This is a genomic window from Leptospira fluminis, from assembly GCF_004771275.1.
GTDB lineage: Bacteria > Spirochaetota > Leptospiria > Leptospirales > Leptospiraceae > Leptospira_B > Leptospira_B fluminis.
The window spans coordinates 210906-235742 of record NZ_RQEV01000012.1; the positions used below are offsets into that span (position 1 = coordinate 210906).

Annotated in this window: 23 protein-coding genes; 13 read left to right on the forward strand and 10 right to left on the reverse strand. The window is 49.0% G+C overall.

The window, feature by feature from the left end:
* From EHO61_RS12940 to EHO61_RS12970, 7 genes are all read left to right on the forward strand, one after another.
* A complete protein-coding gene (locus EHO61_RS12940; RefSeq protein WP_135813997.1) occupies positions 1-2415 on the forward strand; it encodes an HD family phosphohydrolase in 2415 nt (804 codons plus the stop codon).
* 83 nt (positions 2416-2498) lie between these two features.
* On the forward strand, positions 2499-2903 hold the full coding sequence (ybeY, locus tag EHO61_RS12945; RefSeq protein ID WP_135814226.1) for an rRNA maturation RNase YbeY: 405 nt from the start codon (positions 2499-2501) through the stop codon (positions 2901-2903).
* Positions 2879-3649 (forward strand): DNA repair protein RecO, encoded by a 771-nt coding sequence (gene recO / locus EHO61_RS12950; RefSeq protein WP_135813998.1) that lies wholly within the window; start codon positions 2879-2881, stop codon positions 3647-3649. The genes ybeY and recO overlap by 25 nt, the downstream gene beginning before the upstream one ends.
* Positions 3642-3899 (forward strand): hypothetical protein, encoded by a 258-nt coding sequence (locus EHO61_RS12955; protein WP_135813999.1) that lies wholly within the window; start codon positions 3642-3644, stop codon positions 3897-3899. The genes recO and EHO61_RS12955 overlap by 8 nt, the downstream gene beginning before the upstream one ends.
* 17 nt (positions 3900-3916) lie before the next feature.
* Positions 3917-5680, forward strand: coding sequence for an arginine--tRNA ligase (gene argS, locus EHO61_RS12960; RefSeq protein ID WP_135814000.1), 1764 nt, complete (start codon positions 3917-3919; stop codon positions 5678-5680).
* Positions 5677-6933 carry a nicotinamide-nucleotide amidohydrolase family protein gene (locus EHO61_RS12965; RefSeq protein WP_135814001.1) on the forward strand — a complete coding sequence of 419 codons (1257 nt, stop codon included), beginning with the start codon at positions 5677-5679 and terminating at the stop codon, positions 6931-6933. The genes argS and EHO61_RS12965 overlap by 4 nt, the downstream gene beginning before the upstream one ends.
* On the forward strand, positions 6930-8006 hold the full coding sequence (locus EHO61_RS12970; protein WP_135814002.1) for a hypothetical protein: 1077 nt from the start codon (positions 6930-6932) through the stop codon (positions 8004-8006). Before EHO61_RS12965 ends, EHO61_RS12970 begins: the two co-directional genes overlap by 4 nt.
* 10 nt (positions 8007-8016) lie before the next feature.
* Here EHO61_RS12970 and EHO61_RS12975 read toward each other — a convergent pair whose 3' ends face one another.
* From EHO61_RS12975 to gap, 7 genes are all read right to left on the reverse strand, one after another.
* The gene (locus tag EHO61_RS12975; protein WP_135814003.1) at positions 8017-9009 is read right to left on the reverse strand and encodes a response regulator transcription factor; all 993 of its coding nucleotides are present in this window, start codon (positions 9007-9009) and stop codon (positions 8017-8019) included.
* A 1-nt stretch (position 9010) separates the two neighbouring features.
* Positions 9011-10135, reverse strand: coding sequence for an LIC_12097 family sensor histidine kinase (locus EHO61_RS12980; protein WP_135768281.1), 1125 nt, complete (start codon positions 10133-10135; stop codon positions 9011-9013).
* Between the two features lie 4 nt (positions 10136-10139).
* Positions 10140-10802, reverse strand: coding sequence for an endostatin-like outer membrane lipoprotein LenA (lenA, locus tag EHO61_RS12985; protein WP_135814227.1), 663 nt, complete (start codon positions 10800-10802; stop codon positions 10140-10142).
* A gap of 40 nt (positions 10803-10842) precedes the next feature.
* Positions 10843-11226: a preprotein translocase subunit SecG gene (gene secG, locus EHO61_RS12990; RefSeq protein ID WP_135814004.1), complete on the reverse strand. Its 384-nt coding sequence runs from the start codon at positions 11224-11226 to the stop codon at positions 10843-10845.
* Positions 11227-11338: 112 nt separating this feature from the next.
* Complete coding sequence (gene tpiA / locus EHO61_RS17365) at positions 11339-12091, reverse strand: triose-phosphate isomerase (protein WP_135814005.1); 753 nt, start codon at positions 12089-12091, stop codon at positions 11339-11341.
* Positions 12092-12127: 36 nt separating this feature from the next.
* Positions 12128-13315: a phosphoglycerate kinase gene (locus EHO61_RS17370; protein WP_135814006.1), complete on the reverse strand. Its 1188-nt coding sequence runs from the start codon at positions 13313-13315 to the stop codon at positions 12128-12130.
* A gap of 3 nt (positions 13316-13318) precedes the next feature.
* A complete protein-coding gene (gene gap / locus EHO61_RS13005; protein ID WP_135814007.1) occupies positions 13319-14326 on the reverse strand; it encodes a type I glyceraldehyde-3-phosphate dehydrogenase in 1008 nt (335 codons plus the stop codon).
* Between the two features lie 184 nt (positions 14327-14510).
* On the opposite strand from gap, the gene EHO61_RS13010 reads away from it, so the two are divergent.
* Entirely contained in the window at positions 14511-16187 is a 1677-nt protein-coding gene (locus tag EHO61_RS13010) for a dolichyl-phosphate-mannose--protein mannosyltransferase (protein ID WP_135814008.1), read from the forward strand.
* On the opposite strand, the gene lepB is transcribed toward EHO61_RS13010, so the two are convergent.
* Positions 16184-16741 (reverse strand): signal peptidase I, encoded by a 558-nt coding sequence (gene lepB, locus EHO61_RS13015; protein ID WP_135814009.1) that lies wholly within the window; start codon positions 16739-16741, stop codon positions 16184-16186. The two genes, EHO61_RS13010 and lepB, sit on opposite strands and share 4 nt — an antisense overlap.
* Before the next feature lie 111 nt (positions 16742-16852).
* Here lepB and EHO61_RS13020 point away from each other — a divergent pair, with 111 nt between their 5' ends.
* From EHO61_RS13020 to topA, 5 genes are all read left to right on the forward strand, one after another.
* A complete protein-coding gene (locus EHO61_RS13020) occupies positions 16853-17413 on the forward strand; it encodes a gamma carbonic anhydrase family protein (RefSeq protein ID WP_135814228.1) in 561 nt (186 codons plus the stop codon).
* The gene (locus EHO61_RS13025; RefSeq protein WP_135814229.1) at positions 17413-18495 is read left to right on the forward strand and encodes a hypothetical protein; all 1083 of its coding nucleotides are present in this window, start codon (positions 17413-17415) and stop codon (positions 18493-18495) included. The genes EHO61_RS13020 and EHO61_RS13025 overlap by 1 nt, the downstream gene beginning before the upstream one ends.
* 157 nt (positions 18496-18652) lie before the next feature.
* The gene (gene cysK / locus EHO61_RS13030) at positions 18653-19582 is read left to right on the forward strand and encodes a cysteine synthase A (RefSeq protein WP_135814010.1); all 930 of its coding nucleotides are present in this window, start codon (positions 18653-18655) and stop codon (positions 19580-19582) included.
* Positions 19583-19822: 240 nt separating this feature from the next.
* Complete coding sequence (locus tag EHO61_RS13035; protein ID WP_135814011.1) at positions 19823-20671, forward strand: oxygenase MpaB family protein; 849 nt, start codon at positions 19823-19825, stop codon at positions 20669-20671.
* Positions 20672-20713: 42 nt separating this feature from the next.
* Entirely contained in the window at positions 20714-22558 is a 1845-nt protein-coding gene (topA, locus tag EHO61_RS13040) for a type I DNA topoisomerase (RefSeq protein WP_135814012.1), read from the forward strand.
* A 3-nt stretch (positions 22559-22561) separates the two neighbouring features.
* Here topA and EHO61_RS13045 read toward each other — a convergent pair whose 3' ends face one another.
* Positions 22562-23359, reverse strand: a complete 798-nt coding sequence (locus EHO61_RS13045; RefSeq protein ID WP_135814013.1) for an ABC transporter ATP-binding protein — start codon at positions 23357-23359, stop codon at positions 22562-22564.
* Entirely contained in the window at positions 23346-24827 is a 1482-nt protein-coding gene (locus tag EHO61_RS13050) for an HDOD domain-containing protein (RefSeq protein WP_135768451.1), read from the reverse strand. The genes EHO61_RS13045 and EHO61_RS13050 overlap by 14 nt, the downstream gene beginning before the upstream one ends.
* Positions 24828-24837: the final 10 nt, after the last annotated feature.

The window sequence follows — 24837 nt, forward strand, 5'->3', positions numbered from 1 at the left end:
ATGGTTCCCTTCAGTTCGACCCTGGAAAACGGAATGGCTTGGATCACGGATACCCTGACCAAGATACGTCCGATCTCTTTCGTAAGAAAATTCCAGGTCACCTTGACGGTGATTACCCTTCTCGTGGTGACGTGGATGTTGGCCATGCCCTTTTTCGGTCAGGATAAGATCGATTTGTCTCCGGATGGACCCTATTCGGAGGGAAAAACCGCCATGGATAAGGTGGTCTCCACGAAAGAAATCCTATACGAGGACGAGGAAAAGACAAAAGCCAAACGTTTGAAGGCTTTCCAGTCCGCTCCGAATTTTTTCGATCGAGATTATGCCGTCCTTACGGAGACGATCCGGCCCGCCATCCAGGAAGATATGGAGAATTATAGGATCTTCAAGCCCGCGGAAGGCAAGGGCGCTCAGGAAATTCTAAACGTAGTTCCCAGATGGAAAAACAGATCCAAAGAGGAACTCGAAACCTTACTGAAGGTACCGAGTAAAACGAGAGTACGGGACCTGGTGCTGCAATATAGTAACTTGGTCTTTTCCAATTTTTGCGTTTTGAGGGATGTCCCTCCCGAATATTCCTCCGTAAGAACGGTGGAAGCTAGGGTCAGGAATTCGGGCAACTCCGGCACTAGTAGCAACAAGGAGCAGATTTCCTCTCTGGAAGGAAACCGAGTGATCCCGCGAACCTATCTCTACAGAGACGACGCGACGGTAACCGCATTGAACGGACTCGCTTCGGAGAAGTTGCAGGCCATAGATCCCGTTCTTTTGGGAGTCATACAAAGGCTTTCTCTCACGTATATCTATTCCAATCCGGCCTGCGTTTTCAATGCCCAAGAAACGGAAGCGCAAAAGAAATTCGCTATGGATCGGACCGAGCCGGTTAGCAGCAGAATCAACGCTGGAGAAATCATCGTCCGCGCGGGAGAAATCATCACGCCCGATATCTATCGAAAACTTTCCGTCGTAAACAAATACGCTACACGCGCGAATATAGCCTCTATACTTTCCATTTTATTGATACAGTCCATCTTTGTGATCATCGTTTACGCTTTTCTGAAAAAATACAATCCCAAACGATTGAACGACGTATCGAGTAACGTGATCGTTTTCACTCTGATCTGGTCCCTGGTCCTATGGGCCTACGTAGCTTCCAAAGCGTTTTATAATTTCGAGAATAGCTACGATTCCGTCTTCTATTTCGCGTTAGTCGTTCCCGTAGGGATGGTCTGCCTTATCCTATCCATGGTTTACGACGAACAGTTGTCCATAGCGATCGGTTTCTTTCTTTCCTTCTTCATTTTTGCCGCGTCCAGATACAATCCCACTTCCTTTATCCTTGCATTCGTGATGACCGTAGTTACCGCGACTTACGGAAGAAAAATGCGGAAGCGGATCGATTTCATCAAAGCCGGGTTCTACATGGCATTGGTACAGATGCTGATTTCCTCCTCCGGTTATCTTTTTGATTCCAGGAATTATTGGGTAGCGGTACCGTCAGGTTCTTATCTCCGAGACTTATGGGAATCGAACATATTCAAGTTGTATCTTCTCTGTCTCGTCAACGGATTCGTTTGTTCCACCCTAACACAGTTGCTATTACCGATCTACGAGTACGTATTCAATATTCCGACACGATTCAAGTTGATGGAACTTGCGGATACGGGGCACCCGCTTTTACAGGATCTGTTGACCAAGGCGCCTTCCACCTATACTCATACGTTTCTCGTCGCGGCCATGTCGGAGAGGGCGGCTCAAAATCTGGAACTGGACTGGCTCTTGACCAGGGTAGGCGTGTATTTCCACGATATAGGCAAGATTCCGAATGCCGGATTTTTCGTGGAAAACCAACACTTGATTCCTAAGAAAGAGAACATAGACAAGAACAATCCGGCTCTTGCCGCCAAGATCGTGATCGATCACGTTTTGGACGGGATAGAGATGGCAAAGAGAGCCCGACTCCCGCGAGAGGTGATAGACTTCATTCCGGAACATCACGGTACTTCAACAATGGCGTTCTTTTATCATAAGGCATTATCCGAATTATCTCCTTCCCAGAAAAAGAAATTGAGAAAGGAGGATTTTCAGTACCCGGGACCTAAACCTCAAAGAAAGGAAACCGCGATCGTCATGATCGCTGACAGTCTGGAGGCAGCCAGCCGTTCCCTGGAAGAGGTCACTCCCGAATCCCTGGAAAATCTGATCACTAAGATCGTGAATAGCAAGCTGGCAGAGAACCAACTGGACGAATGCGGTCTGACTCTAGGAGATCTAGAGGTGGTAAAATCCTCTTTCAAGGAAGTACTCTTGTCCAGTTTGCACTCCAGGCCGAAATATCCGAAGCCGGAGGAAACTAAGGCTCTGGAGGAAAAGAACAGGAACGCCATTCTCAGGGGCGGAAGAAAAGCCTCTTAGGTTCCGATTTGATCGATTTTTGTCCGGATATTTCCGCCGCCGATACTCCCGAGTGGCTGAGGGAAGGGAACCTACTTCCTAGGATGGAATCCCTTTTGAAGTTTTCTTTTCCGCGGAACGATTGTCATCTTTCCGTTTTGGTGGTCGACGATTCTTCGATCCGAGAAATCAACCGTGCGCGAAGAAACAAGGATAGCGCCACGGACGTGCTTTCCTTTCCTTTATCCTTCGACCTCCATCCCTGGGATCTACCTCCCAAAGGGGAGTCTTCCTTCGGGCCGATCGTACCCTTGGGTGAGATCGTGATTTCTTGGGAAACATGCAAGGAGCAAGCGAAGCAGATCGGTCATTCCGAAGAGGAGGAATTCTTCCGGTTGTTTGTGCACGGATTCCTGCATCTGATCGGTTACGATCATGAAAGGGGACCGGAGGACGAGGCGTTGATGCGGAGGATGGAAGATCTATGTCTGGATCTCATTCTTCCTTAAGAAAAACGAAAGGGATCGTGATGGAAAGTCGGATCCTGCCGGAAGGGGACGCGTTCCTTCGACTACTTCCGGAAGAAGGAGAAGTCGCGAGTTTCCGGGTAAAGGGAATCAAAAAAAGCAAGACTCGTCCGATCGCGGCGACGGAGCCAGGTTCCTTGGTGTCTCTCGACTATTATCGGACCCAAGGAAGAGAGGCTTACAATGTGAAGGAGATCGGATTGCTGGATCGGTTCGAGAAGGCCAAAAGCGGGTACGCCGGAACCGTTCTCGTTTCCTATCTCGTGGAACTCGTCTCTTCCTTTTTGACCGAAGGGGGCGCGCATCCCCAGGAATATAGATTGTTGTATGCCGCCTTGCAGGAATTGGACGCAGGCGGATTCAGGCCCGTATTTTTGCCCTTCTTTAAGTTGAAACTACTTTATACGGGAGGGTTTCTCTCTAAAGAGATTTCCTGCTCCGTATGCGGTAAGGAACTGGGGGAAATGAGCTCTTGCAGCCTGGAAGACGAGCATTTCGAAACGATCTGCGGAGACTGTAGGACTCCGCAGCCGGATCGGATTGGACTCGTACGATTCGTTTACGATTGCCTGAAAAGAAAATACCGGGATCTGAAAGAGGAAAAGATTTCCCTTGAACTCCTTAAGGAAGCGGATAGGTTGAGCAATCGGGCGCTAAAGCCTTTGCTCGGACGAAAACTGAAATCCGAATCGATGTTGTACGATTCTATGGAGGAAAGGTTTGGATAAGATTTTTAAGACCTGCTTCGTCGTCCTATACGCGATCGCACTTCTATTCCTGATCGTTCTGGACATTCGCTGGGGAAAGAAAGAAACCCTTCCCAGACCGACCTTCGGGCCCGAGGGAAAGTCCTGTGTAACTCTTGAATGTATCCTTAGGGAAAAGAATATGGTCTTCGGGTCCTTGGATCGGAGTTGGAAACTGATCTCCTCCAAGCGATTGTATCCCGATTGGGACAGGACCTCCTCCAAAAAATAGGAATTGAATATCTTAGAATGAAAGAAACGGAAACCGTCAAGAAAACCGTACTCTCCGCGCTGAACGAAGCCGTTTTGCACTATTGCAAAACGGAGGCTCCCGATCTGGATCCGAAGGATCTGAAAATTCGTATAGAGTATTCCAGAGAGGAATCCTTCGGCGACTATTCGACTTCCTTCCCTTTAGAGAATTCCAAACTGTTGGGTCGCAAACCCTTGGAAACCGCGGCCATCCTAGTGAAGTTTTTGGAAAGCAAATCGGAACTCTTCGAAAAAGTGGATTTTACTCCGCCAGGATTCGTCAATTTTCGGATGGCTCCCTCCTTTCTCGTCCGGTTTTTGGAATCCTGGATCGAGTCGAAACTTTCCTGCCCTCAGGTTTCCGAACCCAAAAAGATCAGCTTGGAATTCGTGAGCGCCAACCCCACCGGACCTTTGAACATCGTTTCGGCGCGAGCCGCTGCGACGGGGGACGCTTTGGCAAACTTGATGAAGGCGGTCGGCCATCGAGTGGAAAAGGAATTTTACGTAAACGACTACGGCAACCAGGTGTTCCTACTCGGGGTTTCCACTCTGGTGAGGATTCGGGAAAGTTTGGGGGAAGTAGGCTCCGTCCAGGAATCCGACGACGGACGTTCCTTAGAGGAATTACTTCAGAAAAACGTAATTCCTTCGGAAGGATACCGCGGGGACTATCTCAAAGAAATCGCGAAATCATTGTTAGCCGATCCTGCCAGAGGAGCCGAGATCCGGACGCTCTTGACCGACGGCAGTTATTGGACTCTCGCGGAAAAATGCGCACGTTGGGCGGTGGAATCGAATCTGATCTGGCAGAGAAAGGACCTGGACCTGTTCGGAGTGGAGTTCGACCGTTTTTTCTCCGAAACCACTTTGCACGATTCGGGAAAGGTCTTGGGAGTCCTCGAAAATCTGAAGAACTCCGGAAAGATATTCGAAGAGGAGAGCAAACAGGTTTTCCGCTCCACGGATTACGGAGACGATAAAGACAGGGTAGTGGTTCGGGACGATGGACGCCCCACTTATCTTTTGGCCGATATCGCTTATCATTTGGATAAGGTGGAAAGAAAATACGATAAGATCATAGACATCTGGGGCCCCGACCATCACGGATACATCGCGAGATTGGCGGGAGCGGTACAGGCGTTGGGATATCCTAAGGAAAATTTCCAGGTGATCATCGCGCAACAGGTAAACCTGCTTATGGCCGGACAAAAGATGAAGATGAGCAAACGCGCCGGCGAATTCCAGACGATGGAGGATCTGCTCGGGTATTTAGGAAAGCACGCTCGCGACGTGGCACGTTATTTTTTCGTAATGCGATCTTTGGATTCCCCTTTGGACTTCGATCTGGATCTGGCCAAGGACGAATCGGACAAAAATCCGGTATTCTATCTACAGTACGCGCACGCCAGGATCTGCTCCATCTTCCGCGAAGTAGGGACTCACTCCGACGCGGTAGCGTTGCGTGATTTGGAAATGACCGAGGAACGCAAACGTCTTCTTTTTTGGGCGGCGCGTTTTCCGGAGGAGGTTTTGGACGCCGCAAATAGCTTGGAACCTCACCGGCTTACGAACTATCTCCAGAATCTGGCAAGATCCTTTACCCAGTTCTACATCGCCAAAAACAACCGACTCAAGGATTCGGAAGAATCCGTCCGGGCGGGTTTGGCACGGATCTGCATCTTCGCGCAAAAGGCTCTCTCTTCCGGTTTGGGTCTATTGGGTGTGACTGCTCCCGATCGCTTGGAAAAGGAAGCATGAAACCCCCGCGCTTCGTAGTCGTCTCCACGGGTTCGGAACTGACGGCAGGCAGGAGCCAGGATACGAACTCGTCCTGGATCGCGAACGAGTTGTTCGGGCACGGATTTTCCGTGGAAAAATTCCTGGTTCTTCCGGATTCGCCGGAGCTGATAGAGAGAGAGTTGCGTTCCCTTTCGAAAGAAGGGGATCGAGAAAATCCGCTCGTCGTCGTCATGACCGGCGGATTGGGTCCCACCGAAGACGATTACACATTGCAGGTGGTCTGTGGATTGACCGACTCTTCCCCCGTGGAAGACCCGACTGCCTTGGATAGGTTGAAGGCTATCTATAGATTGCGGGGAAGATTGTTCGAAGAGAATCTAAAAACCGCGATCCGCCAGGTTTCGATCCCGTCCAGATCGGAGGTTCTTCCGAATAGCGTGGGCATCGCTCCCGGATTTTGGGTGGAGCTTTCTCCAGGAAGCCACCTCGCTTGTATGCCCGGAGTTCCGAAGGAAATGACCGCTATGTTCTCTTCCTATCTCGCTCCGGTATTGAAAAATATGTTTCGATCGGGAGAACTACATTCGGATTTTCTTTTTGTCTGGGGAATGAGCGAATCCACGTTTCAGCAGGAATTCATACAAGGGATTTCCGTTTTACGGGAAGGAAAGGCGATTTGGGGAGTGGCCGCCAAGAGAGGATTTTTAAGAGTCACATACCAATCCGCAAATCCCGAAATCGTTTCGGAACTGATACGAGCCACCCGAGAAAAATACGGGGAAATCTGCACGGGAGACGTGTTCGAAGAACTACCGAAATTGCTTTTAGAAAGAAAGCTTACCGTTGGAACCGCGGAAAGTTGTACGGGCGGATTGGCGGCGAAGTTGTTTACGGACAGACCGGGATCTTCCGAATACTTTTTAGGAGCGATCGTCTCCTACGCGAACGAAGTGAAAGTAAGACAATTAGGAGTCCGAAAAAATACTTTGGAAACGCACGGAGCCGTAAGTCGCGAAACGGCGGAAGAGATGGCGGAAGGCGCCGCAAAGGCGCTGGAAACGGACCTTGCGATCAGTATCACCGGGATCGCCGGTCCGAGCGGCGGAACTCCTACAAAGAAGGTCGGAACCGTTTTTATCGGAATCCATGTCCGAGGAAAAGGTACGATCGTTCACGAATTGTATTTTCCTTTTAAACGGGATTTGTTCCGGGACGCCACCGCAACGACGTCTCTGTATCTACTATATAACAGATTGAGGAATGACGCATGATCCCCCAGATCTTCGGGTTGTCTTTGGTTTTCTTTCTCGGATTTTATTTTTTTCTAGGAAATCCCTACGCGGCAGCGAGGGGATTGCAAAAGAATTGGGCTTGGAGCAAGGAAGCGAAGTTGGGAATGTTTTCGGATCCCCGCTTTCCTTTCGAACCGGAAAAAAAACTAAACGGCTATAAAACGAAAACTGAATATGTTCGAATTCCCGACGGAACCGAAATCCCGATCAACGATACCGATCGGATCGAATATCCTCTTTCCTCCAAAGGCTATTGGGCATATCGAAAAATCGGATCCACGGCGGAATTCTTTTCGGAATCAGGAGAATTGCTTTGGACCAAAGAATACAGGAGCTATCCAAAAACTCATCCGAACGGAAATCTGATTCTATTCCTTTCCGGAGATAACAATCAGGTTTTGATCGCAGACATCAATGGAAACGAAACGGGTGCCAAAAAACTGGACGGAAGATTTTTGACGGATATTTCCTTTGCCTCCAACGGGGAAAGTTCGGTTCTTTTTTCGGGAGGGGAACTCTTTCTGTTAAGCGGAAAAGGAGAATTGCTATTCAAGGATTCCGTGGAGGAAAAAGAACCGGTATTCGCAAAGAGCCTGGCGATCTCCTCGAACGGAAACGTACTGGCCGTCCATTTTCTCAAAGGAAACCGTGACAACATCCGCATATACGATCGCAACGGAAAGAAAAAGGAAGAATGGAATCTGAACCGTGTCTATCCTCACAAATTGTATCTTGCCGTATCTCCTGAAGGAGAGGTTCTGGCAGGCTTACCGGAAGCGCTGGTGCTTTTTTCCCGGAACGGAAAACCCCTCCTGGAGAAAAAACGATCCAAGTCGAATTCGGTCTACCAAACGGTCTTTCATTCCGGGGCTTGGTTTGCGGGGGAAGCGGAAGGGGTCCTGTATTTTATGGACGAAAAAGGAAACCTGTTAAAGGAAGAGCGAATCCGGTCCGCGGACAAACCCTTGCGTTTCTTTTCCGCCGAGGAATCCCGCTCCGCTTTTTTGGAAAGCGGAAAGGAGATCCTGCTGTATCGGGAATGGACCCGTTGATTTACTTTTCTCAAACTTCATATATGGACAGGGATTTGTAACCCTTATTCGTTTGTTTGTCTAGAAGGGCTATGATCTCCGTCTTTCTTTCCTTCGCAATATTGAAGATCAGTTGGTCGGAAATTTCCCGACAGATATAAAGGCCCCTTCCGTGGGAATCCGCAAGTCCCGCAGGCAGTCCGCTGGTATCTTCCACGGTAATATGCCTGTCCAGTCGCTTCAGGATCTCTTTTTTGTTCAGGGAACCGAAGTGATCTCGGACTACGATAATGTAGGAATTCTCCGCGATTCCGTAACCGATCTCGAAGTAATCCGTGTCCGCCAATTGTATGTTCTCCAGGGGAACTAGCAGATCGCGGGAAGGCAATTCGAACTGGTATTTGGAATTTCCCTTTGAGTCTCTCGGGGCGCGTATCATCGCGTTGGAAGTCAGTTCCTCCAAAATTTGGTGAACCGCGTTGGGAGCTCCTTTTTCGATCAAATACTTGGCGATTCGATTGCAGAAATAATTTCTTTCCTCATCCGAATTCACTTTTTGAAACGCCACGCCGTTTTCCGGGGGAAGGCTGAATCCGTCCCGCTCCTGTTCCAGTAGGATAAAATCCGGGCCGAAATATTTTTCCACTCCGAATATGTCCTTGCTCAGGAGCTTGCGGACCATTACGGAAATCAGATTGATGTCCAAAAAGGAATATTTCGGGATGATGTTCCAAATATTGTGTTCGTACGCGAATTTGATATAATCGTTTATATTGTATGCCGTCATTAACGAATACAGGACGTTCGGATGATCCTTTTGGATGGTCTTGATCAGATCTAGACCGGATTTTCCCGGCATTCGTATATCGGTGATGACTAATTCTATAGGCTCCGAGGAAAGGATATGTACCGCTTCGTCGTAATTTTCCGCGTCGAAGACCTGGTAATCGCGATTTAGAATATCCTTAATCGCTTCCCGTATGGAATGTATGTCTTCGACTACCAGTATTCTATATTTGGACAATTTAATTTCCTCTGGGCTGTTCTAAAGGCAGAGAGACTCTGAATCTAGTCCTACGATTGTAGGAACGTACGGTCAGTTCTCCGCTATGCTCTCTGACGATGGAATGGCAGATGGACAATCCTAATCCGGTGCCTATGCCGGATTTGTTCTTGGTAAAGAAAGGGGAGAAGATCTTATCCAACATGCTTTCCGGAATTCCGCCGGCGGTGTCTTCCACAAATACGTGCAGCATATTCCTAGTCCGTCTGATTTCCACACGGATTTTACCCTCACCGTAGTCGTAGGCTTGGAGGGAGTTCTTGAATAGGTTGATGAAAAGCCTTTCCATCTTGACCGGATTGAATTGAAAATAGGTGCCCGGTTCTCCTAAAATTTCCCACTCCACGTTCTTGGACAGGACCGGATAAACCCAAATCACCGAATCCTTCGCTTTCAAAATCGTCTCGTAGATATCCGCGGAAGTGGTCACCAGCTTATCGGGTTTGGCAAAGCTGATGATGTCCGCCACGATCATAGCGGCCCGGGTCAAATCTTCCTTGATCATCTCCAGCCGCTTCCGAAAAAAATCCGGATCCACACTGGAAAGGTTGTTCATCAAATTTTGGAGTGTCAGACTCATGCCTGTCAAGGGGTTGTTCAATTCGTGGGCTACCCCGGAGATAAACGTTCCGAGAGAGGCCAGATTCCGGATGCGGAGGTTTTCGTCCTCTTTTTCCTTGAGCCTGGTGATATTGCTGATTTTTTCCACGACCGAAACGACCTTTCCTTCCTTTTTGATGGGAAAGAAATCCAGATAGAGGGTCTCCTTTTGGTCGTTGATCACATGAAAAACTTCACGCCCGATCGCGTTCCTTCCTTCGAATTCGCGGTTGAAGTCGGCCTCGTTTTCGTGGTGTTCCTTCATGGGGCAGAAAGGACAAATGCCGGACCGATTGTACAAGAGGGCATAGCATTTCCTTCCCAGTACGGACGGGAAATCCGATTCGTCGGAGAACTCCAGCGTAGCGCGATTGACACGGCGAACCCGAAACCCGGGATCGATGAGAACCAGGGGTTCCGTAATTCCGTCTAGAATCGCTTGGAGTTCCTCCGCTCGGTCTTGGAGGTTTTCCATCAGGGATGACATCCGGTCAATATTCTAGGGATTCTTTAAAAGTTTGCAGTAATTTTTTTTGATTTTTAGCGGATTGTTGGTTCTGCATTTCCTGGATCCGAAGAACCTGAATGAAAAAATCCTCGATCAGTTTTAGGTAAAATTCCTTTTTGAATTCGGAACGTTCCCTGCTTACGCCTTCGTCCGGCAGATAGTTCAAAGGATACTCTGCGGCCCTACCGTTTCGATCCGCATAGATGAGTAGGTCGTCCACATTATTGTCCAGAGGAGTATTGTCCGTCATCCGCACGAGAGTGGTGTCCTCCGTCGCATAGTTTGCGGTCTTGATTTCGGACTCCACCTTGGATAGGGTGGAACCGTTGAATTCCAAAAGAATGGATTTTTCCTCGGACCGTTCGATTCCTCCGGGGGTTCTGGACGGGGTCACGGAAAATTTCGTGATCTTGACTCCTTTTCTATTGGGAAAGGTTCCGACCCAGGAAACCACGGTGCCTTGGGGAAGGCTTTCCATTCTTTCGAATTTCAGAAGTTCTCTCGCGACTCCCAAGCTCTCGTACGCTTTCAAAATTCTCTGGTTCAGGATCTGAGCGGTTCCCGAGGGGGAAGAGGACGCTCCTCCTTGGGATTGGGAAAGGAGAGGAGAAAAAAAAGGAAGAAGAAAGAAGGCCGACCAAAGGATGACTTGTTCCGTCCTCCTCTGGCGGGTTCCCAAGGGACGTTTACGGCTTGGGTTGTGCAGGCGGGGGAGTCGTGCTCTGCGTAGTCGGAGCAGTGGGGGCATCGTTTCCTCCTTGTTTTTCCGGTGTCTCTGGGACCGGAGCGGAGGCCGCAGGTACGACTTCCGGAACCGGAGTCGTATTGTATCCACTAGTTTTAGCGAAAAGGAAAGAAAGAATCAGAGAAAGAGCCAAAAAAAGAAGCCCGGCAACCCGAGTCGTCTTGGTCAAAACATCCGCAGTCGAAGAACCGAATACGGACTGGCTAGCGCCGCCACCTAAAACGCCTCCCATCCCTCCTTTTCCGGTCTGAATCATTACGAGCAAAATCAGAAAAAGGCTCACGAAAACGAATAGAACTAGAATCGTTCCGGTTATAAATCCCATGCTGAGAAACTTCCTAAGGTTTTTGGGTCGGTCCGAAGGTCCCGGACATACTTCTCATCCAAAATACGGCGACTCCGCCTCCTGACAATTAAAAACCGCCCGAAAGAAGGGATTAAAAAAGTCCCAAATAACTTTCGAGTTTTTGGCTGGCGCCTCCCACCAACCCTCCGTCTATATCCGGTTGGGAAAGCAGTTCTTTTACGTTGTCCGGTTTTACGGATCCTCCGTACAGAATCGGCAGGGACGCCGCGACATCTGCTCCCGATTGAAAAAGCGCCGCAATTTCTTTTCTTAGAAAAGAATGCGCTTCTTGGGCTTGGGCAGGCGTCGCGACTTTTCCCGTTCCGATGGCCCAAACGGGTTCGTATGCCACCCAGATTTTGGAAAACAGTCCGCTACTTATGTTTCCCAAACCTTCCCGGATCTGCGCACCGAGTACCTCGAACGTCCGTCCTGCTTCTCTTTCGGAAAGGGTTTCTCCCACGCAATAAATGACCGTAAAATCGTTCTCGGCCAAATAGCGGACTTTCTGGTTGCAGAAAGAGTTCGTTTCTCCTAGGAATTGGCGTCTTTCGGAATGTCCTACCAAAGCGAACTTGATCCCGAATTCCTTGAGATGATCGGGGCTGGTTTCTCCCGTCATGGCAGTCAAGGAGGCAGGATAGATGTTCTGCGCTCCGACGTCGATTCCGCTTCCTTCCAGGACCTTGGCTACGGACGCCAGATGCACGGTGGAAGGAAATACTAAGGCCCGCTTGTCCTTTAGGATGGCCGGAAGTTTCTCCCGGAGACCGTTGGCCAAGGCAAGAGCCTCCTTTTCCGAGAGATTCATTTTCCAGTTCCCTGCGATGATTTTCGGGCGCATATCTATTTCCTTCCTAATGTTCTAGACGTTTACCGATTACTCCGGCCGTTTCAGAAGGGCCTGCACTCCCGGAAGTTTTTTTCCTTCCAGGAATTCCAAGGAGGCTCCTCCGCCTGTGGAAACGTGAGTGATCTTATCTTCCACTTTGGCCTTATTGATCGCCGCAATGGAATCACCTCCGCCGACAACCGTCTTGGCCTTGGACTTCGACACCGCCTTCGCGATAGCCATGGTTCCGTCTGCGAATTTGTCGAATTCGAAAACTCCCATAGGACCGTTCCATACGATGGTAGAGGCGTTTTTGATTACTTTTTCGTAATTCGAAACCGTTTTGGGACCGATATCCATTCCCATCCAGCCGTCCAAAATTCCCATCTTGTCTACCGTCTTGGTTTTCGCCTTGGGATCGAATTTGTCCGCGATGATATGGTCCACCGGAAGTTGGAAATCCACTCCCGCGACCCCCGCGCGTTCGATTAGTTGGAAGGCTTCCACTTCGAAATCCTTTTCCACCAGGGAGTTTCCTACCGGAATGGCTCTGGATTTCAGGAAGGTATAGGCCATCCCTCCGCCAATCAGGATATGATCCACCTTATCGATGAGGTTTTTGATCACGCTGATTTTGGACGACACTTTGGAACCCCCGATGATCGCAACGAAGGGCTTGGCTGGTCTGGAGAGAAGGCTGGAGAGTTCCGTGATCTCCTTGTACATCAAAAGTCCGGCAAAGGAAGGAAGCAGGTGAGCGATTCCTTCCGTGGAAGCATGAGCCCTATGAGCCGCACCGAACGCGTCGTTCACATACACATCGGCTAGTGCCGCCAATTTTTTACAGAACCCCGCTTCGTTTTCCTCTTCTTCCTTATGAAACCGGAGATTTTCCAGAACGAGAATTTCCCCTTCCTTCAATTGTTTGGAAAGTTGGTTCGCTTGTTCTCCGACAACATCTTTCGAGAAGAATACGGGAACAGAAACCAATCCTTTAAACACTTCGAATACCGGTTCCATGGAGAATTGAGGATCCGGTTTTCCTTTCGGACGACCTAGGTGGCTTCCGATGACGATCTTGGCGCCTTTTTTGATCAGAAGTTCTATGGTCGGAAGGGTTTTTTCGATCCTGGTTTTGTCGGTTACTTTGCCGTTTTCCAGAGGAACGTTAAAATCGACTCGGAGGAAGACACGCTTCCCCCTTAGCTCTTCTTGCTCGAGTCTAGGTAATTGCATCTATCAGCCTTTTTTGACCATGTAGCGGATCAGGTCCAATACCCGGTTGGAATATCCCATCTCGTTGTCGTACCAGGATACCAATTTAAAGAATCTGGAATTGAGTTCGATACTCGCGTCGTGGTCGAATACCGAAGACAAGGTGGAACTCAGGAAGTCGTTGGAAACGACCATCTCGTCGGTGTATCCCAGAATTCCTTTCATCGCGCCTTCGGAAGCGGCCTTGATCTTAGCGGAAATTTCCTTCAAGCTGGTTTCCTTGACCGTGCGAACCGTCAAATCCACTACGGAAACGTCCGGAACCGGGATACGGAAAGACATTCCGGTCAGTTTTCCATTGACTTCCGGAATGCAAAGACCGACGGCCTTGGCGGCACCGGTGGACGCAGGAATGATATTCTGCATTGCACCCCTTCCTCCTCTCCAGTCTTTCTTGGAGGGACCGTCCACGGTAGGTTGGGTAGCGGTGGTGGCATGGATGGTGGTCATGAGTCCTTCTTCCACTCCGAAATTGTCCAGTACGACTTTTACGATCGGAGCGAGACAGTTCGTGGTACAGGACGCGTTGGAAACCACATGGTCGGCGGAAGGATTGTATTTTTCGTTGTTCACTCCCATGACGAAGGTAGGAATGTCCTTGTCCTTGGCGGGTGCGGAAATCACCACTTTTTTGGCTCCCGCTTTCAGGTGTTTTTCCGCTCCTACTCTGTCCGTAAAAAGACCGGTGGATTCCACAACATAATCCACTTTCAGGTCTTTCCAGGGGAGTTTTTCCGGGTCCCTTTCGGAGACGCAGAGGATTTTCTTTCCGTCCACGATCAATTCATTCTCGGTGTGTTCCACCGTTCCGTTGTATCGACCGTGGGTGGAATCGTATTTTAAAAGATATGCCAGGTTATCCGGCGTTACGAGGTCGTTGATAGCTACGAATTCGAGATTCGGGTCTTTGATACCGGCGCGGAAGACCAGTCTTCCGATCCTTCCGAAACCGTTGATAGCGATTCTTGTCATGTTCTTCCCTTTTTTCCTTTGGCCTTTCTATGGAGTTGCGCGCGTTGAAAACCCGCTCAAGGAACATATTTTCAGGGTAAAACCTTCCTGAAAATCCGTTTTTTTAAGCCCGTAACGGCGCAAAACCCCCATTTTACTTGAAATGGAGAGGGGGAAAAAGGAATTTCCCAAACTGTTATTCCGCATGAAAATCTCTAGAATCCAGTTTCTGTTTCTTGCTCTGGGTCTGGGGCTTGCCGCGTATTTTTTAAAGAATCTGATCGAATTTTACGGTTCTTTTTTGCATTGGCCCGCGTATCTGAGTTTGGACGCGTCCCAATTGCGTGCGGAATCGGCTCTGATCCTCCGAGGAAAACTGCCGTATCTGGATTTCTATTCGTTTAATCTACCGGGGACGCATTGGACCAATCTGATTCTGATGGCGGGGTTCGGAAGCGGAGATTTCGGGATCCGTTTTTCGGAATTGGTTTGGATGCTCATTTGCGACTCTCTTCTGGTTTTTTATTTGTACCGGAATTTCGGGACCTTCTCCGCTTTTGTCGGCGGCCTTCTCTTTTTGACCCTTCCGGAAGAAGCGGCTCCCTACGGAAGTTTTCAGAGAGAAACGATCTTTCTCCTCCCTCTTTTGGTTTTTTGGAACCTACTGTCTTTCCGTTCGGAATCGGAAACGGGAGCAGACCCGCGAAGGGCTCGATTGTTTCGTTTCGCTCCGATTTACTCCGCTTTGTTCGTATTTTCCGTATTGATCAAACCCTTCTTCGGTTTATTTTTCGGGTTCGCTTTTTTGGAGGAGGCATTCCGGATTTGGAAAGAATCCGAACCGCAGGAGCGGTCAGTTTTTTTCCGTTTGAAAAAGGACGAAATCCGATCCTTGCTCTTTTGCGTTCTTACGGGCTTCGGGGTTTTTTTGTTTTTATTTTGGCCTGCTTTCGTTTCCGGAAAACCTCGAGCGGTGTTCGAAGCGTTGTATTGGAACGTACAATCCCACAACCGTTGGTGGGTCCTTCCTTCCTGGAAGTCCGCGATTTCTTCTTTGGTTTCCTTTTCTCCCTCGGAATTTTTTCTTCCTCTTAGCAATGCCAGGGAAAAGAAACTCGGAGGTTATTTCGTACTCGTACTTCTGGCGTTCGTTCTTACGAAGAAATACAAAGAAGTTCCTTTTTCGATCTCTTTCCTTGCTGCCGGAATTCTTTCCTACTGGATCCAAAGAAGGGGATTTCACTATTATCTCATTCCTGCCTGGACGATCCTGCAAGTGATGGCCGCGATTTTGATCGGCTTCGGAGCGGAGACGACTGCCCGACACCTTAAGATGGAAAGTAGGGATAAGCCGTTATCCACTCACGTATGGATCCTGCTTTTTCTCGCATTGTTGTACGCGTCCTTTCGTAGACAAGAGATCGCATTGGGAATGTACCGAGGAAACGGTTTGGTCGGGCCGAGATTGGCACAAGGATGGCAACCGTTTCGGCTTTACGAGGAATTGGATCGGATCGTACCCGAGCTGCGAAAAACCCGAGGAAGAATTTCCTACCTTTGTTTGGATAGTGCCACCTTCTCTCTTGCCGCTGTGCTTCGATACGACTTGGAGTTCGACTCCTTCTTTACCTTGGATTATGGTCTCTGGAGCGGAACTCCCGAACAGGAATTTTTAAGAAAGCGCCTGGTATCGGAATGGGATCGAAGCCCGTTCGATCTCATCGTGGTTTCCAACGATCCGATCCAATGGAAAGAGGGAGAAAAAAAAGGGAGATGGTCCTACTTAAAGGAACGGCTGGAAAAGGAATACGATTCCGTGTCCTCTTTCGAGGACGTAACCGGTTCCCATTTCGAGATCTTTCGGAGAAAAAAGTCGATCTAAAGCGCTTTTCCGATCAATTTCTCGAACGGAATCGGACCGAAGTCCCTGGAATCCAGGCAGTCGTCCCTGTTGTCGCAGAGTAAGAAGAAATTCCTATCTTCCACTAGTACGGAACCGAAATTGTCCCGGTTGGAATGGGAAGAGGGAAAAGGGTTCCTAGAATCGGAATGAGAGATCTTGTAGGGTAGATTTCCTTCCGTTTCGGGAATATTATTTCGATATAATATTTTCTCCCTCATGGAAATCGTATCTCCCGGTTTGCCTACGATCCGGGCCATGACAACGTTTCCCGGTTGGGAAGGATGCTCCGCCAGAACCACGTCCCCCAGGAATAGGGAAGCAGGTCGGATCCAGCGTAGTACATAAATCCGTTTTCCTTTCGGCATCGCCGGATTCATCTCGGAGGTTTCCGGAGAATACGGAAATAGGATCCAGGAACGGACCAGGAGCGCGATCGCTACTCCCAACCCGAGCGAAATTCCGAAGAGCTTAGCGAATCTCTTTTTGTCGAATTTCTTTTCCTTTTCGCCGAAACCTTTGTGAGCCGTAAACATCCTCCCTATCTTTCCTCCGCGGCCTTGTCGGTCAAAAGGAATTTCGACTTGTGGGAGAGTGTTGTGGGGAAGAGCATGGAAGGGATTCGAAGGAAAGAAAGGGAGACCAAGATGGTAGATTTTGCCGGTCACGGAACCGTGCTTGAATATTTAGGAAAACGTCCCAAGATCCATGACAGCGTATTTTTAGCCCCCGGATCCCAGATCGTAGGGGACGTCACCATCGGAAAGGATTCTTCGATTTGGTTCCAGACTCTGGTACGCGGGGATGTGAATTACATACGCATCGGAGAGAACGTGAATATCCAGGACATGACCGTCATCCACGTGGCCAGGGACGTATATCCGGTGGAAATAGGAAACCACGTTTCGATCGGACACCGCGCCACCATTCACGGATGCATCTTGAAGGATTATTCTTTCGTAGGAATGGGTGCGACCTTAATGGACGGAGTGGAATTGGGGGAATACGCTTTCGTAGCGGCAGGTGCTTTGGTTACTCCCGGTAAAAAAATTCCGCCGGGCGCAATGGTCATGGGTTCTCCCGGGAAGATCGTGAGGGACATTACCGATAAGGAACGGGAAATCATCATACGCACTACGGGAAATTACGTTAAGTACAAAACGAACTACATGAACGATCCGTTCTATTCCAGACCGAGCTACGAATGATGGAAGAATCCGGAAAAAATCTTTCCGATCGCGGAGTGTATCTGAGGGGAACGGGAGTCATCGGTTGGCCGTTGGCCTCCCTTCTTCTGCTCTTGAAGTCCAGATTCGGAGGTTTTCGGGTCTTCGTGGAACCTTTCCGTCTCCAAAAGTCCGAAATTCCCCAACTACTGTCCTTATCGGAAAAGGGAGCGGAATTGGTGGACGACGGAGAAAACGGGGTTCGAGAATACTTTCCGCATTGGGTTTTCAAACAAGAAGCCTTGGATCGTTCTCAAGTTCTCTGCGATTCTTCTCCGCCCGGAATCGCGGAGAAACGGATCGGAGAATACGAAACTTCGGAATACGATCGGATCCGCCTATTCATCGCGCAGGGAAGCGAGCACAAATTCGGTCCCCAGTTTCTATATCCGGAAAGCGCTCCTAGATCGGAGGCGGATCTTCCCAGATTTTTGCATGTTTCCACTTGCAATACTCATACGTTAGCCGGAATCCTTCGCCCTTTTTACGAGGAAAAGCCTTCGGAGCTTCTCTCCGTCCTGGAAGAGGCGGATTTTTTCGTGATCCGGAGAGACGCCGACATGGCAAAGAACGATCCTCACGTAACCGGACCTCTACTGGTTCTGCCCGAATCCGAATCGGGGACGCATCACGGAAGATTGTTAAACGAAGTTTACGAGCCCTTGGGATTCCGTTTAAAAATCAGCTCCTCTTCGATCACGATCAATTCTCCCTATATGCATTTGATACGTTTTCGGGTGAGACTGAAAAAGGAAATCGCCAGGGAAAAGATTTTGCAAAGGATAGCGACCGATCCTTTTTTATCCGTGACGGAGCTGATTTCCACGAATTCGATTTTTTCTTCCGGACGGGATAGGGGCTTGTATGGTAGAATTTTTTCCCACGCGGTCTTTCCCACCAACGCCTTGGAAGTACAGGGTAAGGAAGTCCGAGGATATGCGGCGACTCCGGGAGACTCCAACGTTCACATCTCCACCTTGTATGCGGTATACAGAGGACTCGGGTTTGTCTGGGGTTCGGAAGTGGAAGCTTTTTTGTCTGCGATCGTTCTTCGATCCGTTTGAGTTTGGGATTCGTTTTCGATACTAGGGCCGGATCCACCAGAATGACGGAAAAAATCAGGAATCCTCTCTTTTTTTATTGAAAATATTTGATATATTGAAAAACCTTTCTAATATAGTAGCCAAGCAGAGAGCAATGTTTCAGAGGTAGGAAAAGGAAATGAAAGCAAATAATATCCTAGAGACAATAGGAAATACTCCTCATGTGAAGATCAATCGTCTCTTCGATTCCAAGCATAACGTTTATGTGAAATTAGAACGATCCAACCCTGGCGGTTCCATCAAGGATCGTATCGCTCTTTCCATGATCGAGGATGCGGAAAAAAGCGGTAAACTTACCAAAAATACAGTCATTATCGAGCCTACTTCCGGAAATACCGGAATCGGACTGGCTCTCGTAGCTGCCGTAAAAGGATATAGATTGGTTCTGGTCATGCCCGAGTCCATGAGTGTGGAAAGGCGCAGGATCATGGCCGCTTACGGCGCGGAATTCGACCTTACTCCCCGCGAAAAAGGGATGCCTGGTGCGATCGAAAGAGCGAAACAATTGGTATCCGAAAATCCGAATTCCTGGATGCCGCAACAGTTCGAAAACGAATCCAATATCAAGATCCATGTGGAAACGACCGCGGCCGAGATCCTGAAGGATTTTCCGAACGGAGTCGACGCAGTGATCACCGGAGTCGGAACGGGAGGACACATTACCGGAGTCGCGCAAGTGTTGAAGGCGAAGTTTCCGAAAACGAAAGTCTTTGCGGTCGAACCGGAAGCCTCTCCCGTCATTTCCGGAGGAAAACCCGGACCTCACCCGATCCAAGGAATCGGCGCCGGATTCATTCCTAAGAACCTACACACGGACCTTCTAGACGGAGTCATTCAGGTCTCCAAAGACGAAGCTTTCGCCTTTGCTCTGCGTGCCGCTAGGGAAGAAGGAATCTTTTTGGGAGTTTCTTCCGGAGCCGCTCTCGCAGCGGTCGCTAAAAAACTCCCCGAGCTTCCGGAAGGAGCAACGATCCTTACTTTCAATTACGACACCGGGGAAAGATATCTTTCCATCGAAGGTTTGTTTCCCGTTCCTTCCAACGGTTAACGAAGATCGATACACGCCGCTTTCTTCCGAAAGCGGCTCGCCCTAAAAAAGTACCCTACAAAATCCCGGCTTCCGCCGGGTTCTTTTCCGGAAATAGTTTTATATAAAATCGATTCTTCTTTCCGTTTGATTTCCAACCGACGGAAATATTAAAAAATTCTTGTGTAATTCCGTCGTCTTTTCCCATTTGATTCCAGAACTCTTTCGCTTAGTAAGAGAATACATTCGGGATTAATAACCATGTTCGATCGTTTTCGCGTTTTAAGAGAAATTTCGGAATTGGATCCGGAAAAGGACTGTCACAAGATCGCTTTTCTTTCCGGTAGTTACGATTTCCCGCAAGACGTGGAGATCTCCTTGGGTCTGGCTTTCTTTCGCACGTATGCGATTCCTTCTATCGCCAAGATCCTGGACGCCACAAAGCAGTTCGAAAATTTCGGGCAGAAGAGATACGACGATACCACTCTGATCCTAGGGGAATTTCTGGAAAACGGGTTGGATAGCGAAAATGGAAAACGCGCCATCGACAGATTGAACGAGATTCATAAACGATACGGAATCAAGAACGAGGATTTTCTCTATACCCTTACTACGTTCATTTTCGAACCAGCTCGCTGGAATGATCGCTTCGGTTGGAGAAAATCTTCCCCTAAGGAAAAGCTCGCGAATTTCCATCTATGGAGACGGATCGGAGAAAGAATGAACATCAAGAATCTTCCCCGTACGTATGAGGAAATGGAAGAGTTCAATCGGAATTTCGAAAAGAAAAGTTTCCAAAAGACTCCGGAGGGAATGCGATTGGGTGCGGCTACTATTCGTATCGCTGTGGGAAGGCTTCCGAATCTTCCCGGAGTCCATTATTTGGTTTCCCAAGCGTTGTCTTCCCTGATGGATCCTCCTCTGCGCGCCTCGATGGGGTTTTCCGATCCAAATCCTTTCTTCCAATTTCTTACGATAGCGATTTTTAAGATACGGGCGTTTTTACTTAAGTTTATGTGGCCTCCGCGAAAGAAACCTTTCTATGTGACCAAGAGAAAGAACCCGAGTTATCCGAACGGATATTTGATTGAAAACCTGGGTCCGAAGTAAATAGTACAAGCGGGCCGGAGGTTTTCCGACTCATTCCTTTAGATGACCAAACTTCTAATAGTCGAATCTCCCGCCAAGGCTAGAACCTTATCTTCCTATCTCGGATCCGATTTTATCGTGCTCGCTACCTTCGGGCATCTAGTGGACCTCCCTCAAGATCGACTTGGGATCGATCTCGGCTCGGACTTTCTTCCGGAATACGAGCTTTTACCCGGAAAGAAAAAGGTACTGGCTCCGATTCTGAAAGCGGCGAAACAAGCGGAGCGCATCTTCATCGGAACGGATCCGGACCGGGAAGGGGAATTTATCGGTTCGGTGTTATGGGAAAGGATCGGTAAAAAATCCGCACTTAGCCGGGTTCGATTCCGGGAAATCAGCAAGAGTGCCGTATTATCCGCATTAGGTAAACCTACGGATCTGGACTTGGATCTGGTGGAATCCCAAGTGGCGCGCCGGATTTTAGATCGTCTGATCGGATATAGAATCAGCCCGTTTTTATGGAAAGCCTATACTTCCGGAACTTCGGCAGGAAGGGTACAGTCCGTAGCCTTGAAATGGATCTGTGAGAAGGAAGAGGAGATCCGCTCCTTCGTTCCTGAGGATTCTTGGGAAGTCCATTCTAAGGTCCACTTCGGAAAGGAAAAGGACGAATTCGTTCTGTTCCGAAGGAAAGAAGGCGCATTTCCCGAGGAAGGCCCTGCGGTTTCTCTGGCAACCTACCTTTCCGAGTCCGGGGCTAGGTTGAAAGTCATCGAGAGAAAGGAGAAAAAAGGAGAAACATATCCTCCTCCTCCGTACACGACCGCAAGTTTGCAACAGGACGCTTTCCGAATGTACAAATTTCCGGCCGCCAAGACGTTAAAGCTCGCGCAGATCCTGTACGAAGGAGTGGATTTGGGAAGGGGAAAACGACAGGGATTAATCACGTACATGCGGACGGATTCGGTGCGCATTTCGACGAATGCCAAAATCGGACTGAGAAATCAAGCGGCCCTTTCCTACGGAAAAGAATCCGTGGCGGAGGAAGCGGATTCCCATCGCAAATCCAGAGGAAAGGCAAAGGCCCAAGATGCTCACGAGGCGATTCGTCCTGTGGATCCTTCCCTGACTTCTGAGCAGATCTTTTTTCTTTCGGACAAGGCCTTGGGTAAGGACGCGAAAAAACTCTACGAACTGATTTGGAAGCGTGCTATCGCGTCGCAGATGAAGCCGGAAAGATGGAATCAGCTTCGATTCTCGGCGGAGGCGGGCGGAGAAATTTGGCAGGCGGAAACCAAGCGGACCGAGTTTCCCGGTTATAGGGTCGTATACGGAGGAAGAGAGGAAAAAAAACCGGAATGGAAGGTCGGTGAATTCCTCCTTCCGGCAGCCTGGAAGGTGGAAAAAAAGACTACGGAACCTCCTCCTAGATATACTGAAGCCACGCTCGTGGGTAGATTGGAAAAGGAAGGGATCGGAAGGCCTTCCACGTTCGCAAATATATTAGAAACTCTTTATAAACGAAAATATACGATCGCGGATAAGGTCGGCATCCTTTCTACGAGTCTGGGAGAGAGGGTAAATTCCATTTTGCAGGAAGTCTTTCCCGACTTATTCCGCGAAGGATTCACTTCCGAAATGGAGTCCGAGCTGGATCGGATCGCGGAAGGATCGGTTTCCCGCTCCGAGGTGTTGAAGCGTTTTTATTCCAAGCTGGAATCCACACTCAAACGGACGGACTCTAAATCCGTCTCCAAGGATCGGAAAACCGTTCCGAAACCGGTCCTAGGCTACGGAACTTGTCCGGTATGCGGAAAGGGAGTCAGGGTGAGAAAAAGATCCTCCAAAAAAAAGGAATACTATGTGTGTTCCCGTTTTCCGGAATGCGACTATGCGGAATATCTGTAAGTCCTAGAGCCGTTCCGTGATCGTCACCCAGGAACCGTTACGATTTTCCGAAATGACTTTGCGATCGTACAGGTTTGTGAGTCTTTCGGAAGTGAAAACGGTTTCGATCCGGCCGGAATACAGGAACTTACCCGATTTTAAGATTGCGGCGTGTTCGTAAAACGGAGGGATCTCGTCCAAACGATGGGTGATGTAGACGGATGTGAAATTTCGTTTTCTTTTGTACGAAATCAAAAATTCGATGAACTCCTCTCTTGCGGTTAGGTCCAAACCGGAGCAGGGCTCGTCCAAAATTACGAAGTCGGGAGAGGTGGACATCGCGCGCAGGAAAAGGACTTTCTTCTTTTCTCCGGAAGAGAGAGTTCGAAACAATTGGTTCCTTTTGGCGCCCATTCCGTTTTCCTCCAAAATCCGATCCGCCTCTTTTTCTTCCCAGGCGCTCGGATCCCGGTAATAGCCGATCGTATGGAAAAAACCGGTAAGGAGCACGTCGAAGACGGTGAGGCTTCTTTGGAGAGCGCTTTCCTGCTGGGAGGAATCCAGAACGCCGATCCGGGTACGGAGCTCCTGCAAGGGAACGTCTCCGAACGCTTTTCCGAACAGTTCGATTTTTCCCTCGGTGGGCCATTCCGTTCCGTAGATCAGATTGACCAAGGTGGTCTTTCCGGCTCCGTTTCTACCTAAAAGAGCCCAGTGTTCGTGCGCGTCGATTTCCAGATCGATGCCGTCCAAGATCGGATTTCCGGATCGAAGAAAACGAATCCCGCTCAGAGTCAGCAAAGAGGATTCAATTTTCTTCATTCGATCTTTCGTAGGCTTTGGACAACTTTTCGCAGGTGTCCTCGAATTTCCTCTTATCATCCAGTTCGAATTTTCTCAGGATACTCGAATCGATCGCGTAATACGTGACTTTTCTTTCCAGAAAATCAGTCATCATATTGGCCAGATAAACTGTCTCCACCAAATCGGCGTAGATGCTCTTGGACACCATAAAGGGTCGGTGGTGGAATTCGATCATGCTCACGAGATCGGGAGGAAAATCCCATTTTTTAGCGAGCATTCCTCCTAACGTGGGGTGGGAAATTCCGATGGAGATCTCTTCGAAAATCGTGGAACTGCTTAAGTCTCTGTGCTTTTGGTAGGCGCTTAATTTTCGGAACAAAGCGGGGTCCAAAGCCAAAAGAACGAGTTTTCCCAGATCATGCAGAAGCGCGCCTGCGGCGGCGATATCGGCGATTTTGGAAAAGCCCGCTCTTTGGGAAACTTGGCGGGCCAAGTAGCTGGTAAGATTGGAGTGGTTCCAGACTTCCTGGAGTTTCGTATATCTTCCCTCCATGATTTTTCTGACTCCGGAAACGTAGAGAAGATTCCTCACGTTCTTCAGACCCACCACTTTTACGGCTTGTACGATCGTATTCACTTTATTCCTGCTGGCAAAACCCGCGGAATTGGAGAGCTTCAGTAAGTCCGCGCTCAGAGCCGGATTCTTTTCTATTTCGTTCGCGATCACTCCTAGGTCGGAATCCGCATTGTTACACAGACTGATGATCCGAGTCAGAGTGTTTGGCAAGGGGGGAATCCCTTCTATCTCCGTAAATATGCGATCCTTCAATTTGGTGGTGACTTCCAGAGGGACGATCTGTTTCGGCACGACAAGGGTGGCCCGAGTGAGTTTTCCGTCCGTCTCTATCTTGAATTTGTCCATTCCGATCCCGGAATTTTTCAGGAGAAGCTGTATGAGAACAAGGCCGAGTCCCGCGCTTTCCTGGCTGTCCGCCATGGTTAAAAACGCTTCCGAAAGATCGTTGAATTTACTGGCGGATTCCAATCGGGCCTTGATCCGGTCCATTTCCTGGGGAAGGAGGGGCGCGTCGTTTTCTACGAGAAAGATCAGATTCTGGTTCAAGATCTTGGCTCGCAATCTGACGGAAAAGTTCGAACCTTTTAGGACGGATTCCTGCTCGTCCCATTTGTGAATGATCTCCTCCAAAAACCGCTTCATCCCTTTTTGGTACTGGGAAGGTTCGTTGATATTCAGACCTTCGGACAGAAAAAAGATCCGTTTGGCGTTGGCCTTATTTGCGTTCATCAGGAGCTCTTTCAGAATCGTGGAAATCACTTCCGTGAGGAAAAGACGGTCCAAATGGCCTAGGATTTGTAAAAGGAGGAGGTAAATTTGCTGGTGGTCTTCGTCGGATAGGAATCGATATTCTATGTCGATTTCTTTCCCTGAGGCAAGGGATTCCGCGGATTCGGGGACGTTCAACATGCCCCTCAAA

Bases quoted from the DNA above. Each gene is read 5' to 3' on its own strand.
- EHO61_RS13045 (WP_135814013.1), bottom strand. From the start codon at position 23,359: ATGAAGAAAATTGAATCCTCTTTGCTGACTCTGAGCGGGATTCGTTTT.
- secG (WP_135814004.1), bottom strand. From the start codon at position 11,226: ATGGGATTTATAACCGGAACGATTCTAGTTCTATTCGTTTTCGTGAGC.
- EHO61_RS13050 (WP_135768451.1), bottom strand. From the start codon at position 24,827: ATGTTGAACGTCCCCGAATCCGCGGAATCCCTTGCCTCAGGGAAAGAA.
- EHO61_RS13025 (WP_135814229.1), top strand. From the start codon at position 17,413: ATGGAAGAATCCGGAAAAAATCTTTCCGATCGCGGAGTGTATCTGAGG.
- EHO61_RS12970 (WP_135814002.1), top strand. From the start codon at position 6,930: ATGATCCCCCAGATCTTCGGGTTGTCTTTGGTTTTCTTTCTCGGATTT.
- EHO61_RS12965 (WP_135814001.1), top strand. From the start codon at position 5,677: ATGAAACCCCCGCGCTTCGTAGTCGTCTCCACGGGTTCGGAACTGACG.
- tpiA (WP_135814005.1), bottom strand. From the start codon at position 12,091: ATGCGCCCGAAAATCATCGCAGGGAACTGGAAAATGAATCTCTCGGAA.
- EHO61_RS17370 (WP_135814006.1), bottom strand. From the start codon at position 13,315: ATGCAATTACCTAGACTCGAGCAAGAAGAGCTAAGGGGGAAGCGTGTC.
- EHO61_RS12940 (WP_135813997.1), top strand. From the start codon at position 1: ATGGTTCCCTTCAGTTCGACCCTGGAAAACGGAATGGCTTGGATCACG.
- argS (WP_135814000.1), top strand. From the start codon at position 3,917: ATGAAAGAAACGGAAACCGTCAAGAAAACCGTACTCTCCGCGCTGAAC.
- EHO61_RS12980 (WP_135768281.1), bottom strand. From the start codon at position 10,135: ATGTCATCCCTGATGGAAAACCTCCAAGACCGAGCGGAGGAACTCCAA.
- EHO61_RS13020 (WP_135814228.1), top strand. From the start codon at position 16,853: ATGGTAGATTTTGCCGGTCACGGAACCGTGCTTGAATATTTAGGAAAA.
- gap (WP_135814007.1), bottom strand. From the start codon at position 14,326: ATGACAAGAATCGCTATCAACGGTTTCGGAAGGATCGGAAGACTGGTC.
- ybeY (WP_135814226.1), top strand. From the start codon at position 2,499: ATGGAATCCCTTTTGAAGTTTTCTTTTCCGCGGAACGATTGTCATCTT.
- topA (WP_135814012.1), top strand. From the start codon at position 20,714: ATGACCAAACTTCTAATAGTCGAATCTCCCGCCAAGGCTAGAACCTTA.
- cysK (WP_135814010.1), top strand. From the start codon at position 18,653: ATGAAAGCAAATAATATCCTAGAGACAATAGGAAATACTCCTCATGTG.
- recO (WP_135813998.1), top strand. From the start codon at position 2,879: ATGTCTGGATCTCATTCTTCCTTAAGAAAAACGAAAGGGATCGTGATG.
- lepB (WP_135814009.1), bottom strand. From the start codon at position 16,741: ATGTTTACGGCTCACAAAGGTTTCGGCGAAAAGGAAAAGAAATTCGAC.
- EHO61_RS13035 (WP_135814011.1), top strand. From the start codon at position 19,823: ATGTTCGATCGTTTTCGCGTTTTAAGAGAAATTTCGGAATTGGATCCG.
- EHO61_RS13010 (WP_135814008.1), top strand. From the start codon at position 14,511: ATGAAAATCTCTAGAATCCAGTTTCTGTTTCTTGCTCTGGGTCTGGGG.